Annotated in this window: 17 protein-coding genes; 11 read left to right on the top strand and 6 right to left on the bottom strand. The window is 72.1% G+C overall.

Annotation, left to right across the window (positions count from 1 at the left end; translation table 11 throughout):
• Positions 1 to 25: 25 nt before the first annotated feature.
• On the bottom strand, positions 26 to 439 hold the full coding sequence (locus tag KBY19_RS02280) for an SsgA family sporulation/cell division regulator (protein WP_180289663.1): 414 nt from the start codon (positions 437 to 439) through the stop codon (positions 26 to 28).
• Positions 440 to 723: 284 nt separating this feature from the next.
• On the opposite strand from KBY19_RS02280, the gene KBY19_RS02275 reads away from it, so the two are divergent.
• The 4 genes from KBY19_RS02275 (at position 724) to KBY19_RS02260 (ending at position 4816) form a co-directional block, all read left to right on the top strand.
• Complete coding sequence (locus tag KBY19_RS02275; RefSeq protein WP_210965027.1) at positions 724 to 1884, top strand: energy-coupling factor ABC transporter permease; 1161 nt, start codon at positions 724 to 726, stop codon at positions 1882 to 1884.
• A 12-nt stretch (positions 1885 to 1896) separates the two neighbouring features.
• On the top strand, positions 1897 to 2661 hold the full coding sequence (gene cbiQ / locus KBY19_RS02270; protein WP_210965026.1) for a cobalt ECF transporter T component CbiQ: 765 nt from the start codon (positions 1897 to 1899) through the stop codon (positions 2659 to 2661).
• Positions 2649 to 3482, top strand: coding sequence for an energy-coupling factor ABC transporter ATP-binding protein (locus tag KBY19_RS02265; protein WP_221505982.1), 834 nt, complete (start codon positions 2649 to 2651; stop codon positions 3480 to 3482). Before cbiQ ends, KBY19_RS02265 begins: the two co-directional genes overlap by 13 nt.
• A gap of 104 nt (positions 3483 to 3586) precedes the next feature.
• On the top strand, positions 3587 to 4816 hold the full coding sequence (locus KBY19_RS02260; RefSeq protein WP_307842613.1) for a serine hydrolase domain-containing protein: 1230 nt from the start codon (positions 3587 to 3589) through the stop codon (positions 4814 to 4816).
• 24 nt (positions 4817 to 4840) lie between these two features.
• Here KBY19_RS02260 and KBY19_RS02255 read toward each other — a convergent pair whose 3' ends face one another.
• The 5 genes from KBY19_RS02255 to rsmI form a co-directional block, all read right to left on the bottom strand.
• A complete protein-coding gene (locus tag KBY19_RS02255; protein ID WP_185017149.1) occupies positions 4841 to 5794 on the bottom strand; it encodes a 4-(cytidine 5'-diphospho)-2-C-methyl-D-erythritol kinase in 954 nt (317 codons plus the stop codon).
• Positions 5791 to 6738 carry a 16S rRNA (adenine(1518)-N(6)/adenine(1519)-N(6))-dimethyltransferase RsmA gene (rsmA, locus tag KBY19_RS02250; protein WP_307843419.1) on the bottom strand — a complete coding sequence of 316 codons (948 nt, stop codon included), beginning with the start codon at positions 6736 to 6738 and terminating at the stop codon, positions 5791 to 5793. Before rsmA ends, KBY19_RS02255 begins: the two co-directional genes overlap by 4 nt.
• A 48-nt stretch (positions 6739 to 6786) precedes the next feature.
• The gene (locus tag KBY19_RS02245) at positions 6787 to 7665 is read right to left on the bottom strand and encodes a TatD family hydrolase (protein ID WP_099881801.1); all 879 of its coding nucleotides are present in this window, start codon (positions 7663 to 7665) and stop codon (positions 6787 to 6789) included.
• Positions 7666 to 7751: 86 nt separating this feature from the next.
• Complete coding sequence (locus tag KBY19_RS02240) at positions 7752 to 8042, bottom strand: hypothetical protein (RefSeq protein ID WP_099881799.1); 291 nt, start codon at positions 8040 to 8042, stop codon at positions 7752 to 7754.
• Positions 8043 to 8238: 196 nt separating this feature from the next.
• A complete protein-coding gene (gene rsmI, locus KBY19_RS02235; protein ID WP_099881796.1) occupies positions 8239 to 9105 on the bottom strand; it encodes a 16S rRNA (cytidine(1402)-2'-O)-methyltransferase in 867 nt (288 codons plus the stop codon).
• A gap of 124 nt (positions 9106 to 9229) precedes the next feature.
• On the opposite strand from rsmI, the gene KBY19_RS02230 reads away from it, so the two are divergent.
• From KBY19_RS02230 to KBY19_RS02200, 7 genes are all read left to right on the top strand, one after another.
• Positions 9230 to 11026 carry a dolichyl-phosphate-mannose--protein mannosyltransferase gene (locus KBY19_RS02230; protein WP_210965025.1) on the top strand — a complete coding sequence of 599 codons (1797 nt, stop codon included), beginning with the start codon at positions 9230 to 9232 and terminating at the stop codon, positions 11024 to 11026.
• A gap of 332 nt (positions 11027 to 11358) precedes the next feature.
• On the top strand, positions 11359 to 12999 hold the full coding sequence (locus tag KBY19_RS02225; protein ID WP_180289662.1) for a penicillin-binding transpeptidase domain-containing protein: 1641 nt from the start codon (positions 11359 to 11361) through the stop codon (positions 12997 to 12999).
• 89 nt (positions 13000 to 13088) lie between these two features.
• Positions 13089 to 13949 (top strand): DMT family transporter, encoded by an 861-nt coding sequence (locus KBY19_RS02220; RefSeq protein WP_099881794.1) that lies wholly within the window; start codon positions 13089 to 13091, stop codon positions 13947 to 13949.
• A 108-nt stretch (positions 13950 to 14057) separates the two neighbouring features.
• Positions 14058 to 15953, top strand: a complete 1896-nt coding sequence (locus KBY19_RS02215) for an ABC-F family ATP-binding cassette domain-containing protein (protein ID WP_210965019.1) — start codon at positions 14058 to 14060, stop codon at positions 15951 to 15953.
• Positions 15954 to 16011: 58 nt separating this feature from the next.
• The gene (locus KBY19_RS02210) at positions 16012 to 17616 is read left to right on the top strand and encodes a PQQ-binding-like beta-propeller repeat protein (protein ID WP_180289661.1); all 1605 of its coding nucleotides are present in this window, start codon (positions 16012 to 16014) and stop codon (positions 17614 to 17616) included.
• A gap of 150 nt (positions 17617 to 17766) precedes the next feature.
• Positions 17767 to 19578, top strand: a complete 1812-nt coding sequence (locus tag KBY19_RS02205) for a PQQ-binding-like beta-propeller repeat protein (RefSeq protein ID WP_210965017.1) — start codon at positions 17767 to 17769, stop codon at positions 19576 to 19578.
• Between the two features lie 211 nt (positions 19579 to 19789).
• The gene (locus KBY19_RS02200; protein WP_099881786.1) at positions 19790 to 20476 is read left to right on the top strand and encodes a LuxR C-terminal-related transcriptional regulator; all 687 of its coding nucleotides are present in this window, start codon (positions 19790 to 19792) and stop codon (positions 20474 to 20476) included.
• Positions 20477 to 20486 lie beyond the last annotated feature (10 nt).

Raw genomic sequence — 20486 nt, 5'->3', positions numbered from 1 at the left:
GACGGACGGGCCCGCCGGCGTCCGGTCATACGCCGCGCAGCAGTGCGGCGAACCCCTCCTCCAGGTCCAGCAGCGCCGTCTCGGCACCGGCCGGCACCAGGTCGTAGGAGTGCCGGAGGAACCGCCCCAGGTCGGCGGCGCGGAACTCCAGCACCGCGACGCCCTCGCCGGCGTACAGCTCGATCACTGTCCGCTCCTGCCCGCAGGGGCAGATGTGGACATCGCCCTCGCCCGCGGGCCCGCGGAGCCCCTCGGCGAGCAGTTCGCGGGAGAAGGCCCAGGCGACTTCCTCGCCGTCCAGGGAGATCTCGGAGGGGAAGACGATCCGCACGGCCAGCGGATCGTCGGTGTCGTACCGGAGAGCGGGTGTCAAAGGCCGGGTCGCGGGCGGCCGGGTGATCAGTTGAGCCTGCACGATGCGGGTGATGACCTTGGACACTTCTGCTCCTCTGGGTCGGGGGTTCCCGGTGCGCTCATCGCTCGGGCCGGGTTGCCCCTTCGCTCTGTCAGACGCTTTTCGCAGCGGCACAGTCACCCGAACGGCCTGGTGAGCTCTGCCACAGGGTGGGGGACAGGGCCCCACGTCCTCTCCCAATCCGGGCATTTGAATCGCCCTCTTGCGAACTCTTTGCATCTGACCGCTATTCTCAAAAGGCTGGAGACGGCCGCTGCCAGGCCATTGCCGGGCCGTTGTGAGAAGCCGTGAGAAAGCGGAGTGCCTCGATGCACGTACCCGATGGATTCATCAACGCCCCCGTCTCGGCCGGTACGGGAGTCGTCGCCGCCGCGGCTGTCGCCGTGTCCCTGCGTGGCGCCCGGCGCGAACTGGGCGGCGGTCCCGGTGCGGCGGGGGAGCGTACGGCGCCGCTGGCCGGACTGGTGGCCGCGTTCATCTTCGCCGTGCAGATGCTCAACTTCCCGGTGGCCGCGGGCACCAGCGGCCATCTGCTGGGCGGTGCGCTGGCGGCGATACTCGTGGGGCCGTACACGGGCGTGCTGTGCGTGTCCGTCGTACTGCTCCTGCAGGCCGTGCTGTTCGCGGACGGTGGGCTGACCGCGCTGGGCACCAACATCACGGACATGGGCGTGGTGACCGTCCTGGTCGCCTACGGCATCTTCCGCGGGCTGCTGCGGGTGCTGCCGCGCCGGCGGTCCATGGTGACCGGCGCCTCCTTCGTCGCCGCGCTCGTCTCCGTCCCGGCGGCAGCGGTCGCCTTCACCGCCCTCTACGCGCTCGGCGGGACGACGGACGTCGCGCTGGGCAAGGTCTTCGGCGCGATGGTCGGCGTGCATGTGCTCATCGGCATCGGGGAGGCGGTGATCACCGCAGCGACCGTGGGAGCGGTGGTGGCCGTCCGCCCCGACCTGGTGTACGCGGCACGCGACCGGCTCACCGTACGGCTCCAACTGCGTCCCTCGCCGCTGTCCGCCGACCCCGACGCGGCACCCCGGCCGGCTGCCGCGCCAGCGCCCGCTCCTGAGCCCGCCTCCCCGGCGGCCCCCGCCACCCCTCGGCGCCGCTCCACCCGGCCGCTGTGGATCACCGGCCTCGTCGTCACCCTGCTGTGTGCGGGAGGGCTCAGCTTCTACGCCTCGTCCAGCCCCGACGGGCTGGAGAAGGTCGCCGCCGACCACGGCATCGACAAGAAGGCGGAGAAGCACGCGGCGGAGGACTCCCCGCTGGCCGACTACGGCGTCGAGGACATCGCCGACGCACGGCTTTCCGGCGGTCTGGCGGGCGTCATCGGGGTGGGTGCCACCCTCGCCGTCGGCTCGGGCGTATTCGTCCTCCTGCGCCGCCGTCGCGACCAGACCCGGCACGAGGCCGCCGGGGCCCGGGCCGCCGAGGGCGCGCCCACCGCCCCGCCCGCCACCGAGGGCTAGGGGCCGGCCGGGATGGGCGCCGGACACGCGCACAAGCTCTACAAGCACGGCCACTCGCCCGTGCACGCGCTGCCCGCGCACTGCAAACTGGCGGCGGTCTTCTGCTTCGTCCTGCTGGTCGTCGCCACCCCGCGCGAGGCCGTCTGGGCGTTCGGCGCCTACGCGCTGCTGCTGGCCGCGGTCGCCGCCGTCTCCCGCGTGCCGCCGCGCCATCTGCTGACCCGGATGGCGATCGAGGTGCCCTTCGTGGCGTTCGCGGTGCTGCTGCCGTTCGTCGCGGAGGGGGAGCGGATCACCGTCTGGGGCCTGACGCTGTCCCAGTCGGGCCTGTGGGGCGCGTTCAACGTGCTGGCCAAGGGCACCCTCGGAGTGGCCGCCTCGGTGCTGCTCGCCTCGACGACCAGGCTCGACGAACTCCTGCTGGGGCTGGCGCGGTTGCGGATGCCGCCGCTGCTGTGCCAGATCGCCACCTTCATGGTGCGCTACGCCGACGTCATCAGCGAGGAGATGCGCCGGATGCGCACCGCCCGCCTCTCGCGCGGCTTCGAGGCACGCGGCCCCCGGCACTGGGGAGTACTGGCCAAATCGGCCGGTTCGCTGTTCATCCGCTCCTACGAGCGGGGCGAACGTGTGCACCTGGCGATGCTCAGCCGCGGTTACACCGGGACCATGCCGCCCGCCCTCGGTGACGGGCCCGCCGGCCGGGCCGAGTGGGCCCGTTCGGCCGCCCTGCCGCTCACCGCCCTCGCGATCTGCCTGTTGGGATGGACCCTTTGACCTCCACCGCCGATAACCCCGGTACCGCCCGCACCCCCGACACCGCCGATCCCGCCCCCGACGCCGCCGAGGTGCCCTCCCTCCAGGTGAGCGGTCTCGCCTACGCCTACCCCGACGGCCACCAGGCGCTGTTCGGCGTCGACCTGACCGTGCCGCGCGGCCAGCGTGTCGCGCTGCTCGGTCCCAACGGCGCCGGAAAGACCACGCTGGTGCTGCATCTGAACGGCATCCTGACGCCGGGTGCCGGATCGGTCACCGTCGCCGGGCTCAAGGCCGAGCGCCCTCATCTCGCGGAGATCCGGCGCCGGGTCGGCATCGTCTTCCAGGATCCGGACGACCAGCTGTTCATGCCGACGGTGCGGGAGGACGTGGCGTTCGGACCGGCAGCCGCCGGGCTGCGCGGCGCCGAGCTGGAGGCGCGGGTGCACGAGGCGCTGGAGCGGGTGGGGATGGCCGAGCACGCGGACCGGGCGCCGCACCACCTCTCGTTCGGCCAGCGGCGCCGCGTCGCGGTCGCCACCGTGCTGGCCGGCCGTCCCGAGATCCTCGTACTGGACGAACCGTCCTCCAACCTTGATCCGGCGGCCCGCCGCGAGTTGGCCGATCTGATCCTCTCGCTGGAGCTGACGGTGCTGATGGTCACGCACGACCTGCCGTACGCGCTGGAGCTGTGCCCCCGCTCGGTGGTGCTCAGCGACGGGGTGCTGGTTGCCGACGGGCCGACGCAGGAGTTGCTCTCCGACGGGGAGCTGATGCGGGCCCATCGGCTGGAGCTGCCCTTCGGTTTCGACCCTCGGTCGGTGACGGTGCCGGTTGCCTGACGGAGCGCGGCCCCGCCCCCGTCGCACAGCCTTGAGCCCTCCGTAGGACCATGGGGGGCGGGGCGTCACAAAAGCGCCCTCAAGGCGACAGGAGCGAAGGAACCGTGGCAGAGGTCGTTCACACAGCGGTGGCGGGGCACGGCACTGAGATCGCGGTGCACGGCACGGTGGCGGACGGGTACGAGCCCGTCCGGGACGCCTTCATACGCAACTTCGAGCAGCGCGGCGAGCAGGGCGCCGCGCTGGCCGTGCACCGGGACGGCCGCAAGGTCGTCGACCTGTGGGCCGGCAGCACCGACCCGGCCGACCCGCAGGCGGCGCCCTGGAGCGAGGACACCGCCGTCGTCGTCCGCTCGGTCACCAAGGGGCTGGCGGCGGCCGTCCCGCATCTGCTGCACCAGCGCGGCCAACTCGACCTGGACGCGCCGGTCGGCGCGTACTGGCCGCAGTTCAACAGGGCGGGCAAGGAACGCGTCCTGGTCCGCCATCTGCTGACACACCGGGCAGGACTGCCCGCGCTGGACGTCCCGCTCACCCTGGAAGAGGCGCTGGAGCCGGGCCGTGCGGCCCAGGCGCTCGCCGCTCAGACGCCGGAGTGGCAGCCGGGCACGGCGCACGGCTATCACCCGCACACCTTCGGCTGGCTGCTGGGCGAACTGGTGGCACGCGCCAGCGGCGGCCGTACCCTGGGGCGCTGGTTCGCCGACGAGGTGGCCGGGCCCCTGGGACTCGATCTGTGGATCGGGCTGCCCGACCGGATCGCGGCCCAGGGCCGGGTCGCCCGGGTCGCCGAACGGGAGGCGCCCGCGCCCGAGCCGGGTGCGCTGCGGACCCGCCCCAAGCGCGCGGTGACCGACGCCTACGCCGACCCGGGCTCGCTCACCCGCCGCGCCTTCGGCGCCATCGCGCCGAAACCCGACCAGAACGACCCCGCCTACCGCGCCGCCGAACTCCCCGCCGCGAACGGTATCGCCACGGCCCGCTCCCTCTCCGCCTTCTACGCGGCGCTGCTGGGCCCGCTGGGTACGGCGCGCCGGCTGTTCACCCCCGCAACGCTCACCCAGGCACGCTCCCTGGAGTCCGACGGACCCGACCGGGTACTGGTCGTGGGCACCCGCTTCGGACTCGGCTACATGCTGCACGGCCCGGCCTGCCCGCTGCTGGGCCCCGGCTCCTTCGGCCACCCCGGCCGGGGCGGCTCCCTCGGCTTCGCCGACCCGGAGACGGCCACGTCCTTCGGCTACGTCACCAACACCCACCACCGCTCCGTCACCAGCGACCCCCGCCCGCAGGCTGTGATCCGGGCGCTGCGCTCCGCTGTGGGCGTCGCCTGATGAGGAGCAACCCGCGGACGGGCGCTACACCACCGTCGCGCCCGGCGCGGGGCCGGTGGTGGCGCGGGCCGTGCGGCAGGTGCCGGAGGCGGTGAGGGTGTGCGCGGTGCGGGTCGCCGAGTCGGCGTCGGCCGTCAGGAACGCACAGGTGGGGCCGGAGCCCGAGACGAGCGCCGCCAGTGCGCCGGCGGCCAGACCGGTCTCAAGAGTCTCGGCGAGCGAGGGCCGCAGTGAGAGCGCCGCCGGCTGGAGGTCGTTGTGCAGGGTCGCGGCCAGCGCCTGTGCGTCGCCTGCCCGCAGCGCCGCCAACAGGGCCTCGGAGGCGACGGGTTCGGGCACATCGGCTGCCGAGGAGCCGGTACCGGCCGCTTCCCGCAGCCGGTCGCACTCGCGGTAGACGTCCGGTGTCGACAGGCCGCCGTCCGCGACCGCGAACACCCAGTGGAAGGCGCCGCCCACCTCCAGCGGTGTCAGCCGCTCGCCCCTGCCCTGGCCGAGCGCCGCGCCGCCGGCGAAGCTGAACGGCACGTCCGAGCCCAGCTCCGCGCAGAGCGCCAGCAGCTCCTCGCGCGGGGTGTTCAGGCCCCACAGCCGGTCGCAGGCCAGCAGGGCGCCCGCCGCGTCGGCACTGCCGCCCGCCATACCGCCGGCCACGGGGATGTCCTTGGCGATGTGCAGATGCACATCGGGTGCCAGCCCGTGCCGCTCGGCCAGCAGTTCGGCGGCGCGTGCCGCCAGATTGGTGCGGTCCTGCGGCACCTGCGCGGCGTCCGGTCCGGAGACGGTCAGCAGCGGCGCGTCGGCGCGGGTCGCGCTGATCGAGTCGTACAGACCGACGGCGAGGAAGACGTTGGCCAGGCCGTGGAAGCCGTCGGGACGCAGACCGCCCACCGACAACTGCACGTTGACCTTGGCGGGAACACGCACGGTGACCGTCCCGGTGGGGCCGGTGGGGGTGGCAGCGGCTGGCTGGATCACGCGGTGTGCTCCTCGTCGTCTCCGTCCCGTCGGCCCGGCGCGGCCTCCCGGCGCGGGCCGTGCTCCGCGCTCGCGGCGACCTCGGCGATGGTCAGCGACTCCCCGCGCGCCTGCGGGGAGACCCCGGCGGCGCGCAGCGCCTCCTCGGCGGCGGCGCCCGACCCCGCCCACCCGGACAGCGCGGCCCGCAGCGTCTTGCGACGCTGGGCGAACGCGGCGTCGACGACGGCGAACACCTCCGTGCGGCTCGCGCGGGTCTCGGGCGGATGCGCGCGGCGTACGAGCGAGACCAGCCCCGAGTCGACGTTGGGCGCCGGCCAGAACACGTTGCGCCCGATCGCTCCGGCGCGCTTGACCTCGCAGTACCAGGCGGCCTTCGCCGACGGCACCCCGTAGACCTTCGAGCCGGGCGGCGCGGCCAGCCGGTCGGCGACCTCGGACTGCACCATCACCAGCGTCCGCGCGATGCTCGGGAACGTCGCCAGCAGGTGCAGCAGCACCGGGACGGCCACGTTGTAGGGGAGGTTGGCCACCAGCGCGGTCGGCTGCGGCCCGGGCAGCTCGGTGACCCGCAGGGCGTCCTCGTGCACGAGGGAGAAGCGCCCGGCGCGCTCCGGCAACCGGGCCCGTACGGTCGCGGGCAGGGCAGCGGCCAGTACGTCGTCGATCTCGATCGCGGTGACCTGCGCCGCCGTCTCCAGCAGCGCCAGGGTGAGCGAGCCGAGCCCGGGGCCGACCTCCACAACCACGTCGTCGTCGCCGACCTCGGCGGTGCGCACGATGCGGCGCACCGTGTTCGGGTCGATCACGAAGTTCTGCCCGCGCTGCTTGGTGGGCCGCACCCCCAGCGCTTCGGCCAGCTCCCGCACCTCCGCGGGGCCGAGCAGCACACCACTGCCGGAGGCGTCAAAGACGGCGGACGGGTCGGAAGGGGCAGCGCTCACCGCGCCAGTTTACGGCCCCGCCCGGCGCCCGCCGCCCGGCGTCCGCTCTCAGTAGCCGAAGGCGCGCGCCGTGTTCGCCGCCACATGGCGGGCCAGCCGCTCCTCGTCCATGCCCTTGGTCGCGGCCATGGCCCGCAGGGTGAGCGGGATCAGGTACGGCGCGTTGGGGCGGCCCCGGTGGGGTGCCGGGGTCAGGAACGGTGCGTCCGTCTCCACCAGCAGCAGCTCGGGCGGCGCCGCGGCGAGGGCGTCGCGCAGCGGCTGCGCGTTCTTGAAGGTGATGTTTCCGGCGAAGGACATGAAGTAGCCCTTGTCGGCGCACAGCCGTGCCATCTCGGCGTCGCCGGAGTAGCAGTGGAAGACGGTCCGCTCGGGGGCGCCCTCCTCGTCCAGGATGCGCAGCACGTCCGCATGGGCCTCGCGGTCGTGGATGACCAGGGCCTTGTCCAGCCGCTTGGCCAGCTCGATGTGGGCGCGGAACGAGCGCTGTTGCGCCGCGATGCCCTCGGGGCCGGTGCGGAAGTAGTCCAGTCCGGTCTCGCCGACGGCGAGCACCTGGCCGAGCCCGGCCAGCTTCTCGATGCCCGCGAGCGCCTCGTCCAGCGCCTCCTGGCCGCCCTCCGCGCTCAGCCGCGGCGCCTCGTTCGGGTGCAGTGCGACGGCGGCCCAGACGCTCTTCCAGGTGGCGGCCGTCTCGGCGGCCCACCGGGAGCGCTCCAGGTCGCAGCCGACCTGGATGACCGTCGTCACACCCACGGCGGCTGCCGCGGTCAGCGCGTCGGCGACGGAGGACTCCTGCATGTCCAGGTGGGTGTGGGAGTCCGCGACCGGGAAGGCCAGCGGCTCGGGCGGCGGCGGGGGTGCCTGGGCCGCCCGAGCCTTGGCGGCGTTCGTCGCTGCGCTGTTCGGGGTCGCGGGGGTGGACATACCGGCGATGATAGAGCGCGGTGCTGTCCGCCTCCGGGGGAGGCGGCCCCGCGGCGCGACTCGCCTCAGCGGCACCGCGGCGTCGCTCAGTGGTGCGGCAGTGCCGCCTCCGCCTTGGAGACGCGTCCGGAACGCATGATGCGGACGACATGCGCGTCGCAGAAGCGGCACGTGGGTTTGGTGAGCGGCGAGGGGACGCGCTTGCCGTCCTCGTAATACACGACCAGAGGCCTGCCGTCGGTGTATTCGAGATGCTGTATCTCGTACTCCTGCTCCCACCCGTGGCCGCATTTCATGCAGGCGAACGAGTACGCCTCGTGCACCGTCTCCCGCGTGGAGTGGGGCATGTCCTTGCCGTTGCCGCTCTCGTGCTTCATGGCAGCTCCTTCCTGGGGCGCATCACGCCCACTGCCAGTGCACTCCTCGTATGAGCGGACCGGAAGGCGGCTCGGTGGGGCTTTTCCTCCGTTTGGGGAAATTTGGGCCGAGCGTCAAGGTGAAGGGCGTCCATGGACCTTCCCTTTGCCTTGCCGGGCGAGTCCTTTACCTGCCCGGCCGGCTGCGCCGGGCTCCTCAGGTCTTCGGCCGGGAGGAGCCCTGGGCGTTCTTGGCGGCGACCACGGCGTCGAAGACCTCCCGCTTCGGTACCCCCGCGGCGCGGGCCACCTCCACGATCGCCTCCTTGCGCGGCTGGCCCGCCTCCTCGCGCTCGGCGACCCGGCGCGCCAGCTCCGCGGCGTCCGCCTGGCCCGCGGCGGGCGCGTCGGCACCGCGCACGACGACGGTGATCTCGCCGCGCACCCCCTCGGCCGCCCACTGCGCGAGCTCGCCCAGCGGTCCGCGCCGCACCTGTTCGTAGGTCTTGGTCAGCTCCCGGCAGACGGCGGCCTCGCGCTCGGCGCCGAAGACCTCGGCCATCGCGGCGAGGGCGGCCTGCAGCCGGTGCGGCGCCTCGAAGTAGACCAGCGTGCGCCGCTCCTGGGCGGCCTCGCGCAGCCTGCCGAGCCGTTCGCCCTGCTTGCGCGGCAGGAACCCCTCGAAGCAGAACCGGTCCACCGGCAGCCCCGAGACCGCCAGCGCCGTCAGCACCGCCGAGGGGCCGGGGACGGCGGTGACCCGCACTCCCCGTTCCACGGCCGCCGCCACCAGCCGGTACCCCGGGTCCGAGACCGACGGCATGCCCGCGTCCGTCACCAGCACCACCCGCGCCCCCTCCGCCAGCGCCTCGGCCAGCTCGGGCGTACGGGCGGCTTCGTTGCCCTCGAAGTAGGAGACGATCCGCCCGGCCGGGGTGACACCCAGCGCCTGGGTCAGCTTGCGCAGCCGCCGGGTGTCCTCGGCGGCCACGACATCGGCGTCGGCCAGTTCGGCCGCGAGTCGGGGCGGGGCGTCGGAGGGGTCGCCGATGGGAGTGCCGGCGAGCACGAGCGTTCCAGTCACCCGCCCATCCTCGCAGTGCCGCCCGTCCCCCGGCGCAGCGTCACTCCTGACACCACACGCGGTGGCGACCGACACCACACGCGGTGGCGACGCGCCCGCGCACGGCGCCCCGGCGATCCCTACGATGGCCCGCGTGACGACCAGTGACACCGTGGGGGAAGCCGACCGCAGGCAGGGCGGGCCCGGCAGCCCGGACCGCGAGGACAGCGCCGGGATCGGGGACGACCCTGTGCGGCTCCCCAGGTGGCAGGCGCGACTGCGCCGCTTCGGCTACGCGGCCCGGCCCCGTGCCGGTGTCCGCGACCGGCTCATCCCGGCCTTCCCCGCGCCGGACCCGCGGCCGGGGGCGGTCTTCGGACTGGCGCCCGAGGTCTCCGTGCGGCTGGCGCGCTGGGCCGCCTGGGGCGGGCCGCTGCTGATCGCGCTCCTCGCGGGGGTGCTGCGCTTCTGGCAACTCGGCTCCCCGCACGCCGTCATATTCGACGAGACGTACTACGCCAAGGACGCCTGGTCGCTCATCCACTACGGGTACGAGGGGACGTGGCCGGACAACGCCAACGACAAGATCCTGGGCGATCCGCAGCACATCCCCCTCTCGCCGGAGGGCTCGTACGTCGTCCATCCACCGGTCGGCAAGTGGATGATCGGGCTCGGTGAGGCCCTCTTCGGGCTGAATCCGTTCGGCTGGCGGTTCATGATGGCGCTGCTCGGCACCCTCTCGGTGCTGATGCTGTGCCGTATCGGGCGGCGGCTGTTCCGCTCGACGGCGCTGGGCTGCCTGGCGGGCGCCCTGATGGCCGTGGACGGGCTGCACTTCGTGATGAGCCGGGCCGCGCTGCTGGACCTGGTGGTGATGTTCTGGGTGCTGGCCGCGTTCGGCTGTCTGCTCGTCGATCGCGACCGGACCCGGGAACGGCTCGCCGCGCGGCTGCCGCGCGGGAGCACCGACGAAGGACCCGGCACCGGTGCGCCGCTGCCGGACGCCTTCGTGGGGGACCGTGCCGGCCTGGGGCTGCGGCCGTGGCGGCTGGCGGCCGGGGTGTGCCTGGGGCTGGCCTGCGCCACCAAGTGGAACGGGCTGTATGTGCTGGCCGCGTTCGGTCTGTTGACCGTCCTGTGGGACATGGGCGCACGCCGCACCGCGGGGGCCTCCCGGCCCTTCCCGGCGATGCTCCGCAAGGACGCGCTGCCCGCCTTCGTCTCGCTGCCCGTGGTCGCGGTGGTCACCTATGTCGTCTCGTGGACGGGCTGGTTCGCCACCTCCGGCGGCTACTTCCGCGACTGGGCGGACAAGCAGGGCGCCGCGGGCCCCTGGGGCTGGCTGCCCGGGCCGCTGCGCAGCCTGTGGCACTACGAGAGCCAGGTCTACGACTTCCACGTCAATCTGACCTCGGGGCACACCTACCAGTCGAACCCGTGGAGCTGGCTGGTCCTGGGCCGTCCCGTCTCCTACTTCTACGAGTCGCCCAAGGCGGGCACCGACGGCTGCACCGACAAGGCCGAGGGGTGCGCCCGGGAGGTCCTCGCGCTGGGCACCCCGGTGCTGTGGTGGGCCGCGTGCGCGGCCCTCGTCTATGTCTTCTACCGCTGGTTCTTCCGCCGCGACTGGCGGGCGGGCGCGATCCTGTGCGGTGTCGCGGGCGGCTATCTGCCCTGGTTCGCCTACCAGGAGCGCACCATCTTCCTCTTCTACGCCGTGGTGTTCCTGCCGTTCCTGTGTCTGGGACTGGCGATGGCGGCCGGAGCGCTGGCCGGACCACCGGGCACGGACGACAGACGGCGCACCCTGGGCGTGGTCGCCGCGGGGGTCGTCGGGCTGCTCATCGTCTGGAACTTCATCTATTTCTGGCCGATCTACACCGGGCAGACGATCCCCATGGGGGAGTGGCGGCACCGGATGTGGCTGGATTCGTGGATCTGACGGCAGCCGGCCGCCCGGCAACGTTCGGACGACTCCGCCCGGCAACGTTCGGATGACTCGAAGATCGCGATTCGGACACAAGGCCGCTATCCGGAACCGATCGCCCCGTGCTACTCGTCTGCCTCAGAGGCCGCGGGAGTGCGGCCGCCGCGGCGCGGTGGTTCCGCTCTCCGGTCCGGATTCCCGGAACCGGTGAAACCTGGAAGCCAGATCTCCGGAAGAAAGGGCCAATCGGGCATACCGGGGCACGTTCTGTCATGAACGTGCTCTAGGGTGCCTGGCGTCAGGACTTCGGCCGCAAGGCCAAGGCGGGGTGGAGAGGCAGAACTCGGATGCGCGACACACAGAAGATGGCCGTGATCGGTGGGGTCGCAGCCGCCGTCGTCGGGCTCACCGGCGTCGGCGTCTACGCCCTGGTCGGCAGCGACGGTGAGGAGGACAAGGGCACCGTCGCCGCCGAGGACGAGGGCAAGGCGCCGGGCAAGGCCAAGAAGGGCCCGCTCAGCCCCCGCGAAGTACGCACCGCCGCCAAGGCGTTCCTCGGTGCCTGGGCCGACGGCGACACCAAGAAGGCCGCCGCGCTGACCGACGACTCCACGGCGGCCGGCAAGGCGCTGCGCACCTTCCGCAGCAAGGCCCACGTCACCAAGGTCGCCGTCAGCCCCAAGGCGGCCGACGGCGAGAAGGTGCCCTTCGATGTCACGGCACGGGTCGCCTACGGCCAGAAGCGTTCCGCCTGGAATTACGACTCCGCACTGGAGATCGTCCGCGCCGCCGGCACCGGTGAGCCGGTCGTCGACTGGAAGTCGTCCGTGCTGCACCCCAAGCTCAAGGACGGCCAGACGGTCAAGACGGACGAGTCGGGCACCCCGCCCGTCACCGCCGTCGACCGCGACGGCTCGCCGCTCAGCGCCGACGATCACCCCGCCCTGGCCGGCGTGATCAGCGACCTCGGCAAGCGCTACGGCGACAAGACCGACGGCTCCCCCGGCGTGCAGACCCGGATCGTCGACGCCAAGGGCAAGACCAAGGACGTGCTGCGCCAGCTGTCCAAGCCCACCCCGGGCAAGCTGAAGACGACCATCGACGCCAAGGCGCAGCGGGCGGCCGAGGCCGCCGTACGAGGCAAGGAGAAGGCGTCCGTCGTCGCGGTCAAGCCCAGCACCGGCGAGATCCTGGCCATCGCCAACTCGCCCGCCAAGGGCTTCAACAGCGCGCTGCAGGGCTCGCTGGCTCCCGGCTCCACCATGAAGGTCGTCTCCGGCGCCATGCTGCTCGACAAGGGACTCGCCTCGCCCGGCAAGGCGCACCCGTGCCCCAAGTACTTCACGTACGGGGGCTGGAAGTTCCAGAACGACGACAAGTTCGAGATCAAGAACGGCACCTTCGCGCAGAGCTTCGCCCGTTCCTGCAACACCGCCTTCATCAGCCAGGCGCCCAAGCTGAAGGACGACGACCTCACCAAGGAGGCGCGGGACGTCTTCGGGATCGGCCTCAACTGGAAGACCGGCACCAGCACGTTCGACGGCAGGGTCCCCGTGCAGTCCGACGCCCAGATGGCCGCCTCCCTCATGGGCCAGGGCGGCGTGCGGATGAACCCGCTCAACATGGCGTCCGTCGCCGCCACCGTGCAGAACGGCACCTTCAAGCAGCCGTACCTGGTGTCCCCCTCCCTCGACAAGCGCACCCTCGCCAAGGCGCCGCGCAACATGAAGCCCGGTGTGCACAAGGACCTCAAGTCCCTGATGAAGCTCACCGCCACGAGCGGGACCGCGGCCAAGCCGATGGCCGGACTGGGCGGTGACTTCGGAGCCAAGACCGGTTCGGCGGAGGTCGACGGGCAGAAGAAGCCGAACGCCTGGTTCACCGCCTACTCCGGTGACGTCGCCGCCGCTGCCGTGGTCCCGGCATCCGGGCACGGCAACGAGAACGCCGGCCCCGTCGTCCGCAAGGTGCTGGACGCCGCCGGTTGATGCCCCGGGGAAACCGCTCGATCACCGGGCGGTAGCGTCCGGTACATGACACACCGCTCCCGCATCCGCGCCGCGGCCGGCGGCTCCCGGTGACGCCGATGGTCGTCGCCGCGGTCCTGGCCGCGGCGCTCACTCATGCCACCTGGAACGCCCTGGCGCACGGCATCCGTGACCAGTTGCTCGCCTTCACGCTGGTCGGTGGCGGCGGCGCGCTGTGCGGGGCCCTCCTCGCCTGCTTCGCGCCGCTGCCGGCCGCCGGGGCGTGGCCGGCGCTCCTCGTCTCGGCGGTGCTGCACGTCGTCTACCAGGCACTGCTGATGCGCTCCTTCCGGATGGGGGAGTTCGGGCAGATGTACCCCATCGCGCGGGGTACGGCGCCGCTGGTGGTGACCGTGCTGGCGGCGGTGTTCGTGCACGAGATGCCCGACGCCTGGCAGCTCGCCGGGGTGCTGCTGGCGTCGGTGGGCCTGGTCGGGGTCGCCCTGTGGGGGCTGCGGACCGGAGTCGGCGCGGCCGCCGGCCCGCAGTGGCCCGCGCTGACCGCCGCCGTGTGCACAGGGCTGGCCATCGCCTCGTACACCGTCGTGGACGGCGTGGGCGTACGGGCCTCGGGCACCTCGCTCGGCTACATCGCGTGGCTGATGCTCCTGGAGGGCCTGCCGATCCCCCTGTGGGCGCTCGCGACCCGTCGCGGGGAGCTGGCAGCGCAGCTGCGCCCCATAGCGCTGCGCGGGCTGATGGGCGGCGCACTGTCCATGCTGGCGTACGGACTGGTGCTGTGGGCCCAGACGCGGGCGCCGCTGGCACCGGTGGCGGCGCTGCGGGAATCGTCGATCATCGCGGGCGCCGCGATCGGTGCCCTCTTCTTCAAGGAGCGCTTCGGCTGGCCCAGGACCGCGGCGAGCGTGCTCATGGTCGGCGGCATAGCGCTGATGCTGCACGGCAGCTGAGCCCGGGCCCGCGCGCCGGGGCCCTCCCGGGCCGCCCGACCACCGGCCGCTGCTCGGCAGGCTCCTCGGCGGGGCTACCCTGGGGAGCTGGTCCCCAACAGGAGTGAGATGGCTGGCAACCGCGGTAACCCCGTGAACCTCGTCAACATGGAAGCCGTCGACAAGGTGCATGGCACCCGCACCCTCCTCGACGCCGTCTCCCTGGGCGTCAGTGAGGCCGACAAGATCGGCGTCGTGGGCCGCAACGGAGACGGCAAGACCACCCTGATCAAGGTGCTCGCCCGGCAGGAGGAGCCGGACGCGGGCCGGGTCACCCACGCGGGCGGCCTCCGCCTCGGTGTGCTGACCCAGCACGACTCCCTCGATCCACAGGCCACCGTCCGGCACGAGGTGGTCGGCGACATGGCCGACCACGAGTGGGCGGGTGTCGCACGGATCCGCGACGTGCTCACCGGGCTGTTCGGCGGCCTGGACATGCCGGGCTTCCCGCAGGGCCTGGACACCGTGATCGGCCCGCTCTCCGGCGGTGAGCGCCGCCGGATCGCGCTCGCCAAGCTGCTCATCGCCGAGCAGGACCTGATCGTGCTGGACGAGCCCACCAACCACCTCGACGTCGAAGGCATCTCCTGGCTGGCCGGCCATCTGCGGGACCGCCGCTCCGCGCTGGTGTGTGTCACGCACGACCGCTGGTTCCTCGACCAGGTCGCCACCCGGATGTGGGATGTGCAGCGCGGCTCGGTGCACGAGTACGAGGGCGGTTACTCCGACTACGTCTTCGCCCGTGCCGAGCGGGAGCGTATCGCCGCACAGGAGGAGACCAAGCGGCAGAACCTGATGCGCAAGGAGCTGGCATGGCTGCGGCGCGGCGCTCCGGCCCGTACCAGCAAGCCGCGCTTCCGTATCGAGGCCGCGAACGCGCTGATCGAGGGCGAGCCGCCGCCCCGGGACAGCCAGGAGCTGATGCGGTTCGCGAACTCGCGGCTGGGCAAGACCGTCTTCGAGCTGGAGGACGTGACCGTACAGGCCGGACCGCTCGTGACATCAGCGGCTCCGCCGCGGGTGCTGCTCAAGCATCTGACGTGGCAGCTGGGCCCCGGCGACCGGATCGGTCTCGTGGGGGTCAACGGCGCGGGCAAGACCTCCCTGCTGCGCGCCCTCGCCGACACCGCCCGCACCGGTGGTGAGCAGGCCTCACCGCTGGTGGCCGAGGGGCGGATCAAGGTCGGCAAGACGGTGAAGCTGGCCTACCTCTCCCAGGAGGTGGCCGAGCTGGAGCCGACGCTGCGCGTCCTGGAGGCGGTGGAGGCCGTTCGCTCCCGGATCGACCTCGGCAAGGGCCGCGAGATGACGGCCTCGCAGCTGTGCGAGCGGTTCGGCTTCGCCAAGGAGAAGCAGTGGACGCCGGTGGGCGACCTGTCCGGCGGTGAGCGCAGGCGGCTGCAGATCCTGCGGCTGCTGATGGACGAGCCCAACGTCCTGTTCCTGGACGAGCCGACCAACGACCTGGACATCGAGACCCTCACCCAGCTGGAGGATCTGCTGGACGGTTGGCCGGGCTCCCTGGTGGTCATCTCGCACGACCGGTACTTCGTCGAGCGCACCACCGACCGCGTCCTCGCGCTGCTGGGCGACGCGACGCTGCGGATGCTGCCGCGCGGTATCGACGAGTATCTGGAGCGGCGCGCCCGGATGGAGGCCAGGGCAGCGGCGGCGACCCCCGCCGCGGTGCCGGAGGAGACCGCGGCCGGGCAGCCCGCCGCGTCGGCCAAGTCGCCGGCCAAGCCCGCCGGGCTCTCCCGGTCCGCGCAGAAGGAGATGCAGCGGATCGAGCGCCAGGTGGAGAAGGCCGAGCAGCGCGAGGCGACCCTGCACGCCGAACTGGCCGAGCACGCCACCGACTTCGAGCGGGTCGCCGAGCTGGACGCCGAGCTGCGCGAGGTGCGCGAGAAGCGCGAGGAGTTGGAGATGCGCTGGCTGGAGCTGGCCGACACTGAGGGTGCATGACAACACACCCGGGGTCGGTGGTACAAAGAATCGCCTTGCTCCGTTCTGAGGAACCGCGATGACACAGCCACCGCCCCCGCCGCCCGGCCGCCCGCCGCACCACGGCTGGAACCCGCCCGCACAGCCGCCGCAGCCGCCCTCCCCGCCGACGGGTCCGCCACCGGCGCAGCCACCCGGAGCGGGGTTCGGTCAGCCGCAGGGCGGTGGCTTTCCGCCGGCCCCTCCGGGTCCGCCGCCGCTGCCGGGGCCACAGGGGCCCTTGGGGTCGCAGCCTCCTGCGGGCCCGCAGCCGGGGCCGGGCGGTGCCAACTCCAAGGTGCTCGCCGCCGTCGCGGCCGTGGTCGCCGTGGTGCTGATCGCGGGCGGCATATGGATGTTCACCGGTGACGACGGCGGCAACGGGGGCGGCGGCCAGGCGAAGGACAGCAGCGCGGTGCCGGGCGGTCGCACCGCCGAGCAGCTGTTCACCCTTGAGCAGCCCGACACCCACGTCAAGGACTCCCAGGGGGCGGAGGGGAGTTGGGCCACCAAGAAGGTCTACGCCAAGTCCACGATCAACGCGGTCGAGGGCTACCGCATGAACGGCAAGCGGGCCTGGCGTCTTCCGCTGGACGGACCGGTGTGTGCCGCCTCGCCGCATATGACCGACGACCACCGAACGGCGGTCGCCTTCCAGAAGAGCGACCACGGCTGCAACACGGTCGCGGTTTTCGACGTCGACAGCGGTGAGAAGCTCTGGGAGGAGCCCGTCCCCTTCGGCGACACCATCTTCGGCGGCGGAGACCTCAATCTGACGGTCGCCCAGGACACCGTCGCCCTCTCCTGGATCGGCGGTTTCGCCGCCTACCCGATCGAGGGCGGCGACCCGCTGTGGAAGAGCAAGGAGACCGGGGAGACCTGCGAGCACACCCGCTACGGAGGTGGCGCCCGGCTGCTGGCGGTGCTCGAATGCGGCAGGACACTGACCGTCAACCAGCTCGATCCGAAGACCGGTCACTCCACCTGGGACGTGAAACTGCCCCGCGGTCTGAAGGACGGGCGCTCGGTCCGGGTGGTGGACACCGATCCGATCGTGCTGGTGGTGGGCACCGGTGACGAGGTCGAGTCGGAGGTCATGACCATCGACGACAAGGGCTCCGTCGCCGCCACCTTCAACCTGGGCAAGCGCTACGAACCGGGCTGCGGGATCGGCAACATGGGCAGCGAGGCGTGTTTCAACGTCGTGGCGACCGACAAGACGGTCTTCGTCTCGACCAAGGAACACGACGGCAGCGGCGACAGCGTGGCCCGGACCAACGAGGTGATGGGGTTCGGCTTCCACAGCGGCGAACCGAAGTTCAAGTCGAGCGCAGGTGACGACCGCACGGTCTTCCCCATCGGCACCGAGGGCGACAAGGCCATCGCCTATGTCACACCGACCCTGGAGAAGGGCGGTCAGGTCGTCAGCGTCTCGCCGGACGACGGCAAGCAGCGGGGGCTGCTGCGGCTGCCGGACAAGAGCGCGGAGCAGCAGGGCCACTTCCGGGTACCGACCATGAGCACCAGTGCCCCGGCGCTCTACGAGGGCGGCCGGCTCTTCCTCCAGCGGAGCCTGCTGTACGGGAAGGAGGAGTCGCAGAAGGACGCGGCACCGATGGCCATGGGGTTCGGTACCGGACGGTGACGGAACCGCGATCCGGGCCCTCGGTGTCCGATGGTAGAAAGAACTTCCGCTCCGAAGTCTGCCATTGGTAGGCCACATTGTCCGATTCGCTCCGCCCTACGGGGGTTCGAGGGGCCGGGCGCCCGGTCTGCCCGTAACGAGGGATTGTTCATGTCGCAGCCGCCTCCGCCGCCTAGCCAGCCGCCATCCGGAGGCTTCGGCGCACCGCAGGAACCGCCGCGGGATCCGCAGGGGCAGCCGTCCTACGGCTACCCGCAGCAGCCGGATGCCGGGCAGCCGTCGTACGGCTATCCGCAGCAGCCCCCGCCGCCTGCGCAGGCACCCGGCGGGCCGCCGTCACAGCCCCCGCCCGCGGCACCCTCCGGATACGGCTACCCGCAGCAGAACGCGCACGCGGCTCCCACGCAGGCCGCCTTCGGCGCCGTGACACCCCCGCCGCCGGGTCCGCCCGGGCAGCCTGGTCCTCCCGGTCCTCCCGGTCCTCCCGGCCCGCCGCCCGGCGGCTACGGGCAGCAGCCGCCGGGAGGTTACCCGTACGCCAACACCGGCGCGGGGATGCCCGGTGGCGGGGGTGGCGGCAAGAGCAACTCCAAGATCATCGCGGTTGTCGCCGGTGTCGTCGCCGTCGCGGTGATAGCCGTCGGCGGCGTCTTCTTCCTCACCAAGGACGACGGCGGCAAGGAGAACGAGTCCAAGGGCGGGGGCGAGAAGACCACCGAGAACAAGGACCCCAACGCGCCGCCGAAGAACACGCAGGCCAAGCAGGTCGTCGACATGAAGGCGCCCGAGGTCAAGGACTACACGAGCGTCAACGGCGGCTGGGCCACGGACAAGGTGTTCGCCAAGTCCTCGGTCCAGGAGATGGTCATCAAGGAGTTCGAGTCGGGCAGGGAGACCAAGCTCTCGCTCAAGGGCAACGTCTGCGCGGCCTCCAACGAGATGACCAAGGACCACAAGGTCGCCGTCGTCGTGCAGGAGACCATCTCCAACAGCGCCGACTGCACCCGTTTGGTCGTCGTCGACCTGGACGCGAAGAAGATCGCCTGGGACCAGACGATGCCCAACATGGAGACGCAGTCCGTGGACAGCGTCGCCATCAGCGGTGACACCGTGGCCGCGGCGTGGATCGGTGGCTCCGCCGGCTACAAGATCTCCAACAAGAAGAAGCTGTGGGAGGCCAAGCCGAGCGAGTGCCGTGACGTCGGCTACGCGGGCGGCGAGGAGCTGGTCGCCGTCGTGGAGTGCGGCAGCAGCATCAAGTCGCCGCAGATCTCCGTGCAGCGGCTGGACCTGGACACCGGCAAGGCCAAGTGGAAGTACGAGCCGCCCAAGGGCGTCCGCAACGTCCGCGTCGCCTCCACCAAGCCGCTGGTGCTGGTCGCCGGCGCGGGGGACGAACTGACCAGCGATGTGCTGACCGTCGGCGAGGACAAGAAGCTCAAGGCGAAGATCTCCCTGGGCGACCGCTACGAGAAGCCGTGCCGGGTGGACGTCAACAGCTGCTACGGCATCGCGGTCGGCCCCGAAGCGGTCTACCTGGCGACCTCCCAGCACGACGGCGGTTCCGACAGCCTGTCCCAGGTCAACGAGATCATGGCCTTCGACTTCGACTCCGGCCGCACCAAGTGGAAGTCGCCGTCGGGCAAGAGCCGCGAGATCATCCCGTTCAAGACGCAGGGTTCCAACGTGCTCGGCTACAAGACCCCCAGCATCGGGCACGGCGGTGAAATCGTCACCATCGAACCGAAGAAGGGCAAGCAGACGACGCTGCTGAAGATGCCGGCCTCCGACTTCGACGAGGGGGAGCAGGCGTTCTCCGTCTCCCCCGGTTCGCTGGACACGCCGCTGATCTTCGAACACAACAGGTTCTTCCTGCTGGAGAAGACGCTCTCGGAGAACCGTTCGAGCCTGAACGACGAGGAGCCGCGGCTCGCGGTCGGTTTCGCACCGACCAGCGACTGAGCCGACCCCGACACACCACGTGACCGGCCCGCCATGTTGTGCCATGGCGGGCCGATGGCTGTCTTCAGGCGCCGGGTTCAAGCCCTCCCTTGGGGATTTCAGCCCGTAAGGGGCGCGGAACGGCGAGTGAGCGTGTAGCTTCCCGGAGAACAAGGGACGGCTGCGCCGGGGGGTGCGGGGCCGACGGGAGTGTGTGGGGGGAGCGAGCTTGATGAGCGTGCGGCTCATGGTGGTCGACGACCACCGCCTGCTCGCCGAGGCCCTTGCCTCGGCGCTGAAGCTGCGCGGACACCGTGTGCTGGCGGCGGCCGCGCCCAGCGGCGGCGCCGCCGAGTTGGTGATCAGCAGGGCACCGGAGGTGTGTCTGCTGGGCACGGCGACGCCGGCCGAACCGGGTGTCTTCGACCCGGTAGTGCGGATCAAGAGAGAGAAACCGCAGATCGCTGTGGTGGTGCTCGGTCCGGTGCCGAGCCCGCGCGGGATCGCCTCCGCCTTCGCGGCGGGGGCGTCCGGCTATGTGCGGCACGACGAGCGGATCGAGGGCGTCGAACGGGCCATGGTCAAGGCCAGGGCCGGAGAGTCCGCCGTGGCGCCGCAGTTGCTGACGCAGTCCTTCGCCGAGCTGCTGAACCCGGCCGCCGAGCCGGACGACGAGGGCGCCCGGCTGCTGCAGATGCTGACCCCGAGGGAGGTGGAGGTGCTGGTCCGGGTGGCCGAGGGCGAGGACACCCGGCTGATCGCCGCGGGAATGGGGATCGCGCCCAGCACGGCGCGGACCCATGTGCAGCGGGTGCTCATGAAGTTGGGGGTCGGCTCGCGGCTGGAGGCCGCCGCCCTGGCCGCCCGCACGGGGCTGCTGGAGCGGGCCGGCGGTCCTGGGAGCGCCCGCGAGCAGTAGCCGGGCGCTC

Origin of the sequence: Streptomyces sp. B15 (assembly GCF_018070605.1) — a bacterium.
Lineage (GTDB): Bacteria > Actinomycetota > Actinomycetes > Streptomycetales > Streptomycetaceae > Streptomyces > Streptomyces smyrnaeus.
The sequence above is the reverse complement of the archived record's forward strand: the minus strand, read 5'-3'. Positions and strand labels throughout refer to the sequence as shown.